Genomic DNA, 13,997 nt, shown 5'->3' with positions numbered 1-13,997 from the left:
TCATCCCTCCACGCGCAGGGCGGAGTTGGGGCAGCTCTCCACGCAGGCGCGGGCCCGGTCCTCGGCAGCGGGCGGCACGTCGACGGCGACGACGTTCGCGTAGCCCCACTCGTCGAGCTCGACGAGTTCGGGGGTGTTCTCCTGGCAGAGGCCGTAGCCGTTGCACAGCGTGGCGTCCAGCAGCAGTTTCATGACGTTCCTTCCAGTACGGCGGCCATGGGCTCGGCGGATGTGGGGCCGGATCCGGTCGGCGCGGGTGGTCCCACGGCCGGTACCGGCACGCTCAGGCGGGTCAGGCGGTGCGGGCCCCGCCCGGGGGCGTCGGCACGGCATACCGGGCAGGGCCCGTCGAGATGGGCCCGGACCTGTGCTGGGAAGACGCGCAGCAGGCTTCCGGCGAGGCCGGCGGCGGCGTCAAGGAGCCCGCACGCACCCCGCCCGGGCAGTCCTCGCGCCCATCGGTGCAGCCGCTCGGCAGTGTCGGGTTCGGCGGATCCGGAGGCGAGGAGGTCCAGAGCGTCACTGATCGCGGCCGAGCCCGACACGCAGACGCCGCACTGCCGTGCGCTCTCGGCCGCGAGGTGCCCGACGGCCTCGGCGGCGGCGCCCACCGGGCAGACCTCGGCGGTGAGGAAGCGGATCGCTCCGCAGCCGAGCGCCGTACCTGCGGCGGCGAGTGCGCCGGGTTCGAGGGGCAGGTCCAGGGCGCGGGCGTCGACGAGCCCGCCGAAGAGACCGCCCATCAGGGCACCGGCCGAGGCCGGGGTGCCGTGGGCGGCGGCAAGGGTGCGAAGGGGGACCCCGTACGGCACCTCGGTGAGCACAGGTGCGACGCTGCCGCCCGAGAGGGTGACCAGGGTGGAGCGCGCGATCGACTCGCGCAGGTCGGGGCGGGCGGCGACGAGCGCGATCCGGGCGAGTGTCTCGACATTGGCGACCAGCGTCGGCGCGCCCCGGACTCCCCGCTCGAAGGGGCGGGGCGGTTTGGCGGTCGGCAGGGCCGGCCCGCCGTCGATCCGGCGGACGACCGCGGTCTCCTCGCCGGCGACATAGGCGGCGGCGGTCTCGACGACCTCGACGGGCAGCGACGGTACGCGTTCGGCGAGGGCCCGGCGGATGTGGCGGGCCGCCTCCGGGTCGGAGAGGTAGACATAGCCGTGTTCGGCGCCGGTGACCGCGGCGGCGTGGACGAGGCCGTCGAGGACCAGGTGCGGGCGGGCCCGCAGCAGCCAGCGGTCCTTGACCGAACCGGGCTCGCCCTCTTCCCCGTTGGCCACCACGACCGGGGCGCCGGCACCTGCGGCGCGCTCGCCGCGCGTCCCGCTTCCCCGGCCACGTCGCCCGTGCTCGCGGACGGTGCGGAGCTTGACGGCGGCCGGGAATCCGGCGCCGCCGCGGCCGCGCAGGTCGCAGGCGTCGAGGTGGTGCAGCAGCTCGTCGGGGGTGACGGCAGCGGCGTAGCCACCGGTGGCCTCGTACGCCTCGGCGTTCTCCGTCGCGTACGGCGTCGCGCCCAGCACGGAACCCGGCTCGGGGGCGGTCGGGTGACGGATGACGGTCGAGGGGCGGCTGATGGCCGGGGGGTGACTCGGGGGCGAGGCAAGGCTCGGGGGCGAGGGGAGGCTGCGGGTCATCTGCCGTCTCCTGTACGGGCGGTGGGGGCGGGTCCGGGGGTACGGGACCGGGTGCGCAGGAGACGCAGCGCGCTTTCGAGCGCGGCGCGGTCCCCTGCGGTGCGGCCGTATCCCGCTCCTGGCAGGCCGATGAGCATGCGGTGGTGGTCGAGGATCACCTCGGCGGCCAGCAGCGCGGCCGCGGTCGAGGCGTCCGTGTCCGCGTCGGCTCTCGTGTCCGCGTCCGCGTTCATGCGCGCGTCGGCGTCCGCGTGACTGTCCCCGCGGCCCTGCTCGTCGAGCCGGAGGGTCACGGCGGTCACGAGCGCGGTGGCTTCGGCGAGGTAGCGCAACCAGCTGTGCCGACTGCCCCGCAGGACCAGGCGTTCCACCCGGTGTCGCTCGGCGGCCGCGAGTTCGGCCCGGCCCGGCGGCGGGTGGTGCGCCGTGCCGAGGGAGGCACGCAGCGTGGCGACGGCTGCGGGCAGCTCCCGCTCCGGCTCGGGGGTGAGCCCGAGCCAGTCCAGATGCCGACGACCACTCATACGTGCCTCCGGAAGGGAAGGGGGTGCGGGTGCCGTGACCGTCGGCCGCCGGCCCGGCAGCCGAGTGGGCGGGTGGGGCGTTCGAGCCACAGGCTCGTCCGCGGTCTCGGCCGAGGAGGAATCGGAGGAGGAAAGCGAGGGAGGTGCGTGTCGGGGCAGGTGCCAGGGCACGCCGGGCTGCTTCCGGCGCGAGGGCCGTGGGCCGCACCCACCAGATGACGAGTAAATGCGCAGGTCAGAGACAGTGCGGCGGCAGAGCAGCGACAGAATCACGTTTGCTGACCGATCGGTCAGGCAATAACCAAGGTAGCTGACCGATCGGTCAGCGTACAAGTCTTGACCTAGCGGAATTCAGCCACCACGCTGGCTGTCCAATCGGTCAGCCCGGTCCCGGCACCCGCCCCGACCCGCTGCCCGCATCCGGTTCGCACGACATCGACGCCCGACACCGATCGCCGCACCGCGGTACGAGGAGTCACCGATGCACCCCAGAGCCCCCGCACCCGGCGCACTCACCGCGCACGAGGCGCCCACCGCACCCGACACGGCCGCCAAGGCCCTCCCCGCTCCCGCGCTGGCGGCCCGCCACTACACCGATCCCGCCGTCGCCGCCGCCGAGACCCGCCAGATCTTCGCCAGGTCCTGGCAGCTCGTGTGCCACGAGTCCGACCTGCCCGGCCCCGGGGCCCGGCTCGCCGCCACCGTCGCCGACCGGGAGGTCCTGGTCGTCCGCACCGAGGACGGCGGCCTCGCCGCCCACCTCAACGTCTGCCGCCATCGCGGAACCCGCCTGGTCACCGCCCCCGAACCGGCCGGCAAGGCGATCCGCTGCCCGTACCACGGCTGGACCTACCGCCTCGACGGCAGCCTGGTCGGCGCCCCCGAGGCCCGGCAGATCCCCTGCCTCGACAAGCCCCGCCTCGGCCTGTTCCCGGCCCGGGTCGAATCCTTCCTCGGCTTCGTCTTCGTCAACCTCGACCCGAACGCCGTCCCGCTCGCCGAGAGCTGCGCAGGGCTCGCCGAGGCCGTCGGCCACTACGCCGGGGCGGACCTGGTGCCGGTCGGCCGGGACCGGATCCACGACCTGGCCCGCGCCGAGGTCCAGGAGGCCAACTGGAAGGTCGCGGTCGACAACTACCTGGAGGGGTACCACGTACCCGTCGCCCACCCCGGCCTGATGCGCCTGCTCGACTACCAGGGCTACGGCTGCGAGATCCACGGCTCCTACGTCCTGTTCACCTCGCCCCTGCGCGACAAGCCGTCCTCCAACTGGACCGAGCGGCTCTACCAGCGCGTCGCCGCGCCCATGCCCGGCCTCACCGAGGCCGACCGCAGGGTCTGGCGGTACGCCGTGATCTACCCCAACACCCTCATCGACTTCTACCCGGACCACGTGCTCGCGTGGACCGCCGTGCCGGCCGCGGTCGACAAGGTGGCCGTCCCCGGCGCCTTCTACACCCGCCGCGGCACCGGGCTGCGCACCCGACTCGCCCGGCGCCTGAACATGCACATCGGCTGGATCACCAACGACGAGGACACCGAACTGGTCGCCCGTGTCCAACGCGGTCTGTCCACCCCGGGGTTCGAGCCCGGACCGCTGTCCCGGCGCGAGCTCGCGGTCGGCTGGTTCGCCGACCGCATCCGCGCCGACCTCGCCGACCCCGTAGAACCTTCGGACCCCGCCGCTCCCACGGACGCCGCACCGGACCCCGACCCCGGCTCCGGCTCGCCCGGCCGGTGAGCGGCACCGCCACATCGCCGAACCCCGCCCGCACCCCCCGAACGCGCCCGTACACGCCCGTACGCGCCCGTACGCGCCCAGCCGAACGCCTCACGCGTCGACGCACCGAACGTTCGCCCGCCGTCCCCCAGCGGCCCCTACGGAGAGGACCCCATGTCCCCCGAGGCACCTTCCCTGTCCCGCCGCTCGCTGCTCCGCGCCGGTGCCACCGCCGCCCTCGGTCTGACGGCGGCCGGCTGCGGATTCTCCTCAGCCCCCGACGCCGACGGCCAGGCGGCCGCCGACGCCCCCATCGACGTCAAGGTCGACGGCGACCTCGTCTACTTCAACTGGGCCGACTTCGTCGACCCGGCCGTCTTCGCGGGCTTCTCCAAGGAGTACGGGGTCAAGGTCGTCCAGTCGAACTACGACTCCATGGAAGGCATGGCCGCCAAACTCAACGCCGGCAACCGGTACGACATCATCTTCCCCACGGCGAAGTGGGCAGAGCGCCTCTCCCGAGGGGGCCGGCTGCGCCGCATCGACCACGGGCGTCTGAGGAACGCCGAGGCCGTGTTCGGCGCCTACGACTACTTCGCCGACCCCTGGTACGACCCCCGCTCCGCCCACACCGTCCCCTTCACCATGTACAAGACCGGCATCGGCTGGCGCCGGGACCGGCTCGGCGACCTCAGCGGCTCCTGGAACGATCTGTGGAACGACCAAGCCAAGGGCAAGGTCTTCGTCCTCGACGACCGCGACGAGGTACTGGCCGTCGGCGCGCTCAAGCTCGGCCTGCCCCTCACCACCGACCGGCCGGGCGACCTCGACCGCGTCACCGACACCCTGCGCACCCTGCGCCCTCGGCTGCGCGGCTTCTCCAGTGACAGCTACAACAACCTGCTCAACGGCAACGCCGACATGACCCAGGCGTGGAGCGGGGACATGGCCGCGATGCTCGCCCAGGCGAAGGACCCGTCCGTGTTCGGCTTCGAGACCGCCCGCGAGGGGGCCCCGGTCAACTCCGACTGCTACGCCATCCCCGCCGACGCACCGCACCCCGGCACCGCCATGCTCTTCATCGACTACATGCTCCGGCCCGAGAACGTGAAGCGGAACATCGAGTACATCGGCTACCCGATGCCGGTGCGCGGTACGGAGGACACCTACGCCGCGCTCGTGGAGCCCTTCCCCCAGTGCCAGGTGACCGCGGCCGACCTCAGGAACGACATGTTCTTCCGCAACGGCACGGCGACGGGCGAGAAGGCACGCGACGCCGCCTGGACCGACGTGAAGGCGGGCTGACATGGCCGATACCGCCCGTACCCCACGCACCGTCAGAAAGCCGGTACAGGAACGTCTGTGGACCTGGCTGATGCTGCCCGGCACGCTCTGGATGACCGTCTTCCTGGTCGCCTCCCTGATCCTGGTGGCCACCCTCGCGTTCGGCACCACCGACCCGCTCGGCAACCCGCGCTTCGGCTTCGTCCTCGACAACTTCACGGCCCTGGCCGACCCCGCGTACCGCACGGTCCTGCTGCGGTCGCTGGGCTACGCCCTGGTCACCTGCGCCGTCTGCCTGGTCATCGCCTACCCCGTCGCGTACGCCATCGCGACCAGGGGCGGCCGATACAAGAACCTGCTGATCGCGGCGATCGTCGTCCCGTTCTTCGCCAACTACCTGGTGCGGATGTACGGCTGGTCCGTCGTCCTGTCCGACGACGGACCGCTGCTGAGGGCACTGCGGGCGATCGGGCTCGCCGACGGGGGGACCCGGATCCTGCAGACCGGCACGGGCGTCGTCGCCGGTCTCGTCTACGGCTTCGTCGTCTTCATGATCATCCCGCTGTACGCGGCCATGGAGCGCATGGACACCTCGCTCATCGAGGCGGGCCGCGACCTGTACGCCGGTCCGCTGCGGACGTTCCTGTTCGTCACCGTCCCGGCCACCCGGCAGGGCGCGGCCGCCGGCTGTGTCCTCGTCCTGCTGCCCGCCATGGGCGACTTCGTCAGTGCCCAGTTCATGGGAGGCCCCGACCAGATCATGATCGGCAACCTGATCCAGGACAAGTTCTTCCAGGGGCAGAACTGGCCGCTCGGCTCCGCCCTCACCATGCTGCTGATGGCCGTCCTCCTCCTCGGCATGCTCGGCTACCTGCGGCGCACCCGCAAGGACGAGGCGGAGGCGGTCCGATGAGGGCCGCCCGCGGGCGCCGCCGCGGCGCCGAACGCCGTCCCCGGTTCGCCATCGCCGTCACCGCCGTCTTCTTCGCGCTGCTCTACGTCCCCATCGGCGTCGTCGTCCTGTTCTCCTTCAACTCGCAGAAGTCCCTGACCGTCTTCGACGACGTCAGCCTGCGCTGGTACGGAGCGTTCCTCCGCGACGACATGCTGCTGGACTCGCTCGACATGAGCCTGCGGGTCTCCCTCGTCGCCATGGTCGGCTCGGTGGTGCTGGGCGTCGCCCTCGCGCTCGGCCTGGTCAGGGGCCGCAACCGGCTCGGCTCCTTCGCCGGACTGGTGATGCTCGTCCCGCTCATCACCCCGGAGATCGTCACCGGCGTCGCCGCGATGCTCCTGTTCAAGGGCCTCGGCATCACCCTGTCCACGACGACGGTGATGCTCGCCGAGATCACCTTCTCCATCTCGTATGTGACGGTGATCCTGCGCTCCCGTGTCGCCGCCCTGAACCCGGAGATCGAGGAGGCGGCCATGGACCTGGGGGCCACCCGCCGGCAGGCCGTACGGCTGGTGACGCTGCCCGCGCTGCTCCCCGGCATCCTCGCCTCCGCCGTCCTCGTCTTCGCCCTGGTCTTCGACGACTTCGTCCTCGCCTACTTCACCACCGGCGTCGATCCGCAACCACTGTCGGTCCGGATCTACTCGGCGATCCGGTTCGGGGTCCAGCCCACCATCAACGCCGTCGGCACGCTGATGCTGGCCGGCTCCGTCGCACTCATCGCCCTCGCCCTCGCCATCCCGCGCCTGTTCGGCCGGCGCGGCGGCCTCGACCTGCTCTCCGGGAAGTAAACGCCATGACCTCGCAACCCACGCCCCCGCAGGCGCCGGACACGGCCCGACCCCCGCAACCGCAAGCCGTACTCCCGCACCCCGCTGTCCGGCTCGACCGGGTCGGCAAGAGCTACCCCGGGAGCTCCGGGAGCTCCGGCGGCTCCGCCTCGTACGCCGTCCACGACATCAGCCTCGACATCGCCCCCGGCGAGTTCTTCTCCCTGCTCGGTCCCTCCGGCTGTGGCAAGACCACCCTGCTGCGCATGATCGGCGGCTTCGCCGACCCCACCGAGGGCAGCGTCCTGCTCGACGGGGAGGACGTGACGGGCCTCCCGCCCCACCGGCGCAACGTCAACACCGTCTTCCAGAGCTACGCCCTCTTCGACCACCTGTCCCTCGCCGACAACGTGGCCTTCGGCCTCAAGCGCAAGGGCGTCGCCCGCCCCGAGATCCGCCGCCGGGTCGCCGAGATGCTCGACCTCGTGCAGCTCGGCGACCTCGCGGGCCGCAGACCGTCCACCCTCTCCGGCGGACAGCGCCAGCGCGTCGCCCTCGCCCGCGCCCTGGTCAACCGTCCGCAGGTGCTGCTGCTCGACGAGCCGCTGGCGGCTCTCGACCTGAAGCTCCGGCGTCGGATGCAGGTCGAGCTCAAGCAGATCCAGCGCGAGGTGGGCATCACCTTCCTGTTCGTCACCCACGACCAGGACGAGGCCCTGACCATGTCGGACCGCCTCGCCGTCATGAACGAGGGCCGCCTCGAACAGTGCGGGACTCCGGAGGACGTGTACGAGCGTCCCACCAGCAGCTTCACCGCCTCGTTCCTCGGGACCTCCAACCTCGTCCCCGGCACCTACCGCGCCGGACGGGTGCTGCTCGACCAGGGCCCGGCGCTCCCCGTCGGCGACCGCCCCGGCATGACCGACGGCAGCCGGGTCAGCCTCTCGCTGCGCCCCGAGAAGATCTGGCTGTCCGACTTCGAGCCCGGCATGGCGCGGGTCACCGGTGTCGTCCGGGAGACCGTCTACTCCGGCCCCACCACCACGTATCTCATCGAACTGGCCCCCGGCGTCACCGTGCACGTCCTGGAGCAGAACACCGCCCGCTCCCGCATGGAGGACCGCTGGAGCGGCGGCGAGGAGGTCGAGCTCGGCTGGCGGCCCGAGCACTGCCTGGTGCTGGACTGACGACGGCCCCTCCGGAGGAGACACCATGAACCACGATGTCATCGTGCTCGGCGCCGGACTCGCCGGACTCGCCGCCGCCCGTGACCTGGCCGCGGGCGGAGTCGACGTCCTCGTCGTCGAGGCCCGCGACCGGGTCGGCGGCCGCGTCGAGCAGACCGCGCTGCCCGACGGCCGCCTCGTCCAGCTCGGCGGGGAGGTCGTCGGCTCGGCGCACACCGCGTACACGGCCCTCGTCGCCGAACTCGGCCTCTCCCTCGTCCCCAGCTACGTCGCCGAACCCGGCGCGCTCGCCCGCGCCACGCCCGAAGGCGTAAGCGCCGGCGACCCGCCGCACTGGTTCGGCCCCGGCGACGACGCCTCCCACCGGAAGGTCACCGCCGGCTTCGCCGCACTCGCCGCGACCGTCGACCCCGACGACCCCTGGTCACACCCGCAGGCCACCGCCCTGGACCGGCTGTCCGTGGCCGGCTGGCTGCGCGACGAGGGGGCGAGCCCGGCCGTCGTACGGCTCTGGGAGATCGGCCAGCTCGCGCTCGCCGACGGCTCGTACGAACGCACCTCGCTGCTCGCCGCGCTCCGCAAGCACGCCGCCGTCCCCGGCCTCGGCCACTACGAGTACGAGGCCTGGGAGGGCCTGCGGGTCGCCGAGGGCTCAGCAACCGTGGCCCTGCGCATGGCGGCGGGGCTCGACGGCAGAATCCGTACCGGCTCGCCCGTCGAGGCGCTCACGGTCCATCGCTCCGGCGGCTGCTCGGTGCGCCTCGCGGGCGGCGAGACCCTCACCGCGGCCGCCGTCGTCAGCGCCCTGCCCGCAGGCCCGCTGCGCTCGCTCGCCGTCACCGGCGTCGGCGAGGAGCGTCTGGCCTCGTTGTACCACCAGCGACACGCCCTCGCCGCGAAGTTCGTCGCGGCCTACGACCGCCCGTTCTGGCGCGACCGGGGGCTCAGCGGTCTGTCCGAGTGCGAGGGGGTGCTGGGCAGCACCTGGCCGCAGAACGAAGGCATCCTGTCCGCCCTGATCCCGCCCGAGAGATACGGCGTCCTCCTCGGCACCCCCGCCCACCTGCGCACCCACGAACTCCTCACCGAGATCGCCCGGCTGTACGGCGACCAGGCCCACCGGCCACGCGCCGCGCATCTGCGCCTGTGGGGCACCGACCCCTGGACCCAGGGGTACGTGACGCAATGGGCTCCGGGCGACGTCATGGCCGTCGGCCCCCGTCACGGCACCCATGAACCGCCCTTCTACGTCTGCGGATCCGACCAGTGGGTGGCCGGCTACATGGAGGGCGCCGTCCGCACCGGCCGCGCCGCCGCGAAGGAGGCCCTGCGCCGTGGCTGACAGTCTGCTGAACCACATCGGCGGCGAGGACCGAGCCGCCGCCACGGGCGTGACCACCGAGCTGGTCGACCCCGCCACCGGGCGCGTGCACGGCCGCGCCCCACGCTCCGGCCGCGCCGACACCGACGCCGCCTGCGCGGCCGCGGCGGCCGCGTACCGGCCCTGGTCGGCCACCACCCCGGCCGAGCGGCAGCGGGCCCTGCTCGCCGTCGCCGACGCCGTCGAGGCGCACGCGGACGAGCTGACCGCCGCGGAGACCGCCGACACTGGGAAGCCCGCCGAACAGTTCCGCACGGAGGAACTCCCCGGGATCGCCGACGCCTTCCGCTACTTCGCCGGGGCAGCCCGCAACCTCCCAGGCGCCGCCGCGGCCGAGTACACCGAGGGCCGCACCTCCCTGCTGCGCCGCGAACCGGTCGGCGTCTGCGCCCAGATCACGCCGTGGAACTACCCCCTCATGATGGCCGCGTGGAAGGTCGCACCGGCCCTCGCCGCCGGCAACACCACCGTCCTCAAACCCGCCGACACCACCCCCTCCTCGTCGGTGCTCCTCGCCCGGATCGCGGCCCCTCACCTGCCCCCGGGCGTGCTGAACGTCGTCTGCGGCGACCGCGACACCGGCCGCGCCCTCACCGCCCACCCCGCCGTCGCCCTGATCGCGCTCACCGGCAGCGTCCGCGCCGGCCAGGAGATCGCCGCCTCGGCTGCGGCCGGCCTGAAGCGGGTCCACCTCGAACTGGGCGGCAACGCGCCCGTGATCGTCCACGACGACGTCGACGTCCCCGCCACCGCCGCCGCCCTGGCCCAGGTCGCCTTCTACAACGCGGGCCAGGACTGCACCGCCCCCACCCGCTTCCTGGTCCACGCCCGCATCCACGACGCCTTCCTGGACGCCCTCGCCGACGCCGCCCGCGCACTGCGCCCCGGCACCGACCTGGGCCCGCTCAACAACGCCGCCCAGCTGGCCTCGGTTTGCGCCCTGCTCGACCGGCTGCCCGGCCACGCCCGGATCGTGGCCGGCGGCACACGGCCCGCGCGGCCCGGCTTCTTCCACGCCCCCACCGTCGTCGCCGGGGTACGCCAGGACGACGAGATCGTCCAGGAGGAGATCTTCGGACCCGTCGTGACCGTGCAGTCCTTCAGCGACGAGTCCGAAGCGCTGCGGCTCGCCGACGACGTACGCTTCGGATTGGCCGCGAGCGTATGGACCAGGGACCACGACCGGGCGATGCGGGCGACGAGGGCCCTGCACACCGGGATCGTGTGGGTGAACACCCACGGCACCACGGTCTCCGAAATGCCGCACGGCGGAGTCAAACACTCCGGCTACGGCAGCGACCTGTCCCTCTCCGGCCTCCTCGACTACACCCGGCCCAAGCACGTGATGATCTGAGCCGCGGTCCCCTCCCGGTCCCTTGCGGACGACGTCGAGGAATCGCCGCGCCGTCTCGCGGAGCACCTTCGCGCTGCCGGCCATGAACAAGGTCTCGGCATGCAGGCGCTGGTGGAACAAGTCGCGGTGGGCCGCTGCGTGGCGACCAGGATCCGGGCCATGCGCGGACCAGCCGCCTGCGGCTTTGCCGAATCGTGGCCGTTTCCGCTGGTCAGCGACCACGCGAGGCGTGTACCACCAGCACTCGAAGAACCTGCTGGTGTCGTACTCGCCGAAGAAGCTCGGGTTCTTCTAGAGCCACAAGGGGGGGCGCCTGACCAAGTGTTTCGCCCGTCAGGCGCCACTCGCGCCTTTTTCGTCGCGACGGGCCGCTACACCACCGTGTTGAAGAGGATCTTGTGCCTGCCGGAGAAGAGGGGGTCGGCCCGCGTGAGCTTGGCCTGGACGCTCGCGCCCAGGTCGAGCTCGGTGCCGGACGTGATCCTGCCCATCACGGCGGGCTCCGTCAGGTGCACCGTGCCCTTCTTCGGCTCGCCGTCCTCCGCCTCGGTGTCGATGACCGTGCCGCCGAAGGTCTGGCCCAGCCGGTCCTTGAGCACTGCGGCCTCCACCAGGTCCACCGCGCGCCGGTCCGCCTGCTTCCCCTTCCCCCGCGCCATGTCGCACGGCAGGCAGGTTAGGGCGTCGAGCACCCAGTTCGGCGGAGGCTGGTCGGCGCACGCGGCCACGCAGAGCTCACCTGTGTAGCGGTCGATCAGGCGCCGCAGCGGGGCCGTGCAGTAGGTGTACGGGGCCGCGATCGACGCATGGTGCGTGTATGGCGGGAGGTGGTGGTCGCGGAAGGTGGTGTACTCCGCCTTGAGCAACATGGCGGTGGCCTCGCTGAGGAAGGCCATGTGCTTCGGTTCGGCCGGGTCGAGGGAGTTGACCAGCGCGGCGTACGTGACGCCCGGCTCCCACGTGATGCCCAGGCATCTCGCGATGTCGTGCACGCGCCGGATCTCGTCCTGGTCGTCCTGCTCCTTCTGGGTCCGCAGGATCCCGGTACCGCTGTCCAGCATGATCCGGGCCGCGGCCATCCCGGTCATGAGGGAGATCTGCTCGTTCCAGCCCTCCACGGGCAAGGCTGCCACGTAGCTCAGCCGGAACGATCCGTCCTTCAGGGTGACTTCCTGGTCCGGCAGGTTCACCGAGATCCCGCCGCGCGCGGCCTCGACGGCCTCCCGCAGCTTGCCGATCTCGCGCAACAGGGCGACGGACTCCTCGGCCGTTCCGGCCTCGATGTCCTGTTGGACGCCCAGGTAGTCGAGTTTGGCTTTGCTGCGTACCCTGGCCCGGCTCACGGTCGAATCGGTCACGTTGCCGTCGGCGTCGAGGTCGTGCTGCCACAACAGGGCGGGGACGACCTGGTTCGGGAGCAGGCTGGCCGGCCCCTCGGAGATCGAGGGCGGGTGCAGGGGCACCTTGAGGTCGGGGAGGTACAGCGTCTCGATCCGGTCGTGGGCCTCGTCGTCCAGCGGGCTCCCGGGCTTGACGAAGGCTGCCACGTCGGCGATGGCGTAGTGCACACGGTACCCGCCGCCCGACCGCCGCTCCAGGTACATGGCCTGGTCGAGGTCCCTCGATTCCGGCGGGTCGATCGTGAACAGGGGCAGGTGGGTGGCGTCCTTCTCGGGCAGCCGGACATCCTGCTTGGCGGCCTCCGCCGCTTCGAGCACGTGCACGGGAAACTCCGCGGTGGCCTTCAGCTCCGCCCGTAGCTGCTGCAGCGCTTTGAGCAGGACGTCCTGAGCCTCGCGGGACATGTGCATCTGTCGGCGTCGCATGTGCCGAGCGTACGGCCGCGAACACGGAGCGGCACGGCGAGCAGATCCGGCCGGGCATACTCCCGGCTCGTGGCGGCGTGGTCCGGCACCCGATCGTTTCGGGCACGGATCGTCGGGTCCTGGAAGGGTGGTGATTCCTACGGTGAAGGCAACAGAGGGAAGGACACGCACCCGTGCTGGAGCAGCTCAACCAGGCGCTCGACCACATCGAGCACCGCCTCGAAGCGGAGGCCGGCCGGGAGCTCGACATCGCCGAGGTCGCCCGGATCGCGACGACGTCGGAGTACCACTTCCGGCGTCTGTTCTCCGCGCTGGCCGGGATGCCGCTGTCCGTGTACGTACGACGCCGGCGCATGACACTCGCCGGAGCCGAGGTACTGGACGGGGAGCGGACACTGCTCGACGTGGCCGTGCGCTACGGCTACGGCTCGGGCGAGGCGTTCGCGCGCGCGTTCCGGTCGGTGCACGGCATCGGACCGAACGAGGCCCGGCGCACGGGCGCGACGCTGACGGCGCAGCCGCGCATGTCCTTCCGAGTCGTCGTCGAAGGGAGTACGACCATGCGGTACCGGATCGTCGAGAAGGAAGCGTTCCGGGTCCTCGGCCGGAAAGCACGGGTTCCGCTCGTGCACGAGGGAGTCAACGCGGCCGCCGCGGCACACGTGGAGAGCCTGGACCAGCAGGCGATCATCCGGATGAAGGAACTCGCCGACGGAGAGCCGGAGGGAGTCCTGTCCGCGGTGGTGCACCTGACCGACAGCCGGGAGGAAGGCGCCGAGGTCGACTACTGGATCGGCGTGACGACCGGCCCGGAATCGGCCGCGGAGGAGCTCGACACCCTGGAGGTCCCTGCCGGGACCTGGGCCGTCTTCGACAACCACGGCCCCTACCCCACCGCCCTCCAGGAACTGTGGCGAGACGTGTTCACCCAGTGGTTCCCCTCGAACCCGTACGTGAGCCGGCCCGGCCCGGAACTCCTGCGGACCCAGCCGGTGGAGATCGGCGCGGCCACGGACTCCCAGCTGTGGATCCCGGTCGAGCGGAACAGCGGAGGCGCGGGGGCGTGACAACCGGGCCCTGGATGTCGCCTTCCACTTCGGGAGGCGACGTCCAGGGCCCTACCAGGGTCGGCACGATGGTGAGCGACCATCGAAGACTCACCACACCTGCCCACCGGGTGTCGCCCCATGAGGCATCCGGGCGAGCCGGCGCTTGACCGTCACGGTCGAGGACGCCTACGACAAGGAGCCCACGAGGGTGTCGGAGCGACCGCAGCAGGTCGCTCGGTCGTACCGGCCCCGGTTGGCGTGCTCGATGAGGTGCGGGTCGCCGAAGTCGTCGGAGGCGTCCTGTCCGTCCGTC

General features: G+C 72.1%; 12 protein-coding genes. 8 read left to right on the top strand and 4 right to left on the bottom strand.

Annotated features, from left to right (window positions below; genetic code table 11):
• The 3 genes from ACGFMM_RS15805 to ACGFMM_RS15795 are packed head-to-tail and all read right to left on the bottom strand — an operon-like array spanning position 1 to position 2,158.
• Complete coding sequence (locus ACGFMM_RS15805; protein ID WP_393646871.1) at positions 1-192, bottom strand: ferredoxin; 192 nt, start codon at positions 190-192, stop codon at positions 1-3.
• Positions 189-1,634 carry an NADH-ubiquinone oxidoreductase-F iron-sulfur binding region domain-containing protein gene (locus tag ACGFMM_RS15800; RefSeq protein WP_393646870.1) on the bottom strand — a complete coding sequence of 482 codons (1,446 nt, stop codon included), beginning with the start codon at positions 1,632-1,634 and terminating at the stop codon, positions 189-191. The genes ACGFMM_RS15805 and ACGFMM_RS15800 overlap by 4 nt, the downstream gene beginning before the upstream one ends.
• A complete protein-coding gene (locus ACGFMM_RS15795; RefSeq protein ID WP_393646869.1) occupies positions 1,631-2,158 on the bottom strand; it encodes a hypothetical protein in 528 nt (175 codons plus the stop codon). Before ACGFMM_RS15795 ends, ACGFMM_RS15800 begins: the two co-directional genes overlap by 4 nt.
• Before the next feature lie 481 nt (positions 2,159-2,639).
• Between ACGFMM_RS15795 and ACGFMM_RS15790 the strand changes: the two genes are divergently transcribed.
• From ACGFMM_RS15790 to ACGFMM_RS15760, 7 genes are all read left to right on the top strand, one after another.
• Positions 2,640-3,899: an aromatic ring-hydroxylating dioxygenase subunit alpha gene (locus tag ACGFMM_RS15790; protein ID WP_393646868.1), complete on the top strand. Its 1,260-nt coding sequence runs from the start codon at positions 2,640-2,642 to the stop codon at positions 3,897-3,899.
• Between the two features lie 153 nt (positions 3,900-4,052).
• The gene (locus ACGFMM_RS15785) at positions 4,053-5,183 is read left to right on the top strand and encodes a spermidine/putrescine ABC transporter substrate-binding protein (protein WP_393646867.1); all 1,131 of its coding nucleotides are present in this window, start codon (positions 4,053-4,055) and stop codon (positions 5,181-5,183) included.
• A 1-nt stretch (position 5,184) separates the two neighbouring features.
• Entirely contained in the window at positions 5,185-6,075 is an 891-nt protein-coding gene (locus ACGFMM_RS15780; protein WP_393646866.1) for an ABC transporter permease, read from the top strand.
• Positions 6,072-6,908 carry an ABC transporter permease gene (locus ACGFMM_RS15775; RefSeq protein ID WP_393646865.1) on the top strand — a complete coding sequence of 279 codons (837 nt, stop codon included), beginning with the start codon at positions 6,072-6,074 and terminating at the stop codon, positions 6,906-6,908. The genes ACGFMM_RS15780 and ACGFMM_RS15775 overlap by 4 nt, the downstream gene beginning before the upstream one ends.
• Before the next feature lie 5 nt (positions 6,909-6,913).
• A complete protein-coding gene (locus ACGFMM_RS15770; RefSeq protein ID WP_393646864.1) occupies positions 6,914-8,074 on the top strand; it encodes an ABC transporter ATP-binding protein in 1,161 nt (386 codons plus the stop codon).
• 25 nt (positions 8,075-8,099) lie between these two features.
• Positions 8,100-9,416, top strand: a complete 1,317-nt coding sequence (locus tag ACGFMM_RS15765; RefSeq protein ID WP_393646863.1) for a flavin monoamine oxidase family protein — start codon at positions 8,100-8,102, stop codon at positions 9,414-9,416.
• Entirely contained in the window at positions 9,409-10,809 is a 1,401-nt protein-coding gene (locus ACGFMM_RS15760) for an aminobutyraldehyde dehydrogenase (RefSeq protein WP_393646862.1), read from the top strand. Before ACGFMM_RS15765 ends, ACGFMM_RS15760 begins: the two co-directional genes overlap by 8 nt.
• A gap of 371 nt (positions 10,810-11,180) precedes the next feature.
• On the opposite strand, the gene ACGFMM_RS15755 is transcribed toward ACGFMM_RS15760, so the two are convergent.
• Positions 11,181-12,635 (bottom strand): RNB domain-containing ribonuclease, encoded by a 1,455-nt coding sequence (locus tag ACGFMM_RS15755; protein ID WP_393646861.1) that lies wholly within the window; start codon positions 12,633-12,635, stop codon positions 11,181-11,183.
• Positions 12,636-12,808: 173 nt separating this feature from the next.
• Here ACGFMM_RS15755 and ACGFMM_RS15750 point away from each other — a divergent pair, with 173 nt between their 5' ends.
• Positions 12,809-13,702 carry a GyrI-like domain-containing protein gene (locus tag ACGFMM_RS15750; RefSeq protein ID WP_393646860.1) on the top strand — a complete coding sequence of 298 codons (894 nt, stop codon included), beginning with the start codon at positions 12,809-12,811 and terminating at the stop codon, positions 13,700-13,702.
• The last annotated feature ends 295 nt before the right edge of the window (positions 13,703-13,997 follow it).

Source organism: Streptomyces sp. NPDC048604, assembly GCF_043199435.1.
GTDB lineage: Bacteria > Actinomycetota > Actinomycetes > Streptomycetales > Streptomycetaceae > Streptomyces.
Note: the sequence above shows the minus strand (reverse complement) of the source record. Positions and strands in the feature narration are given on the sequence as shown.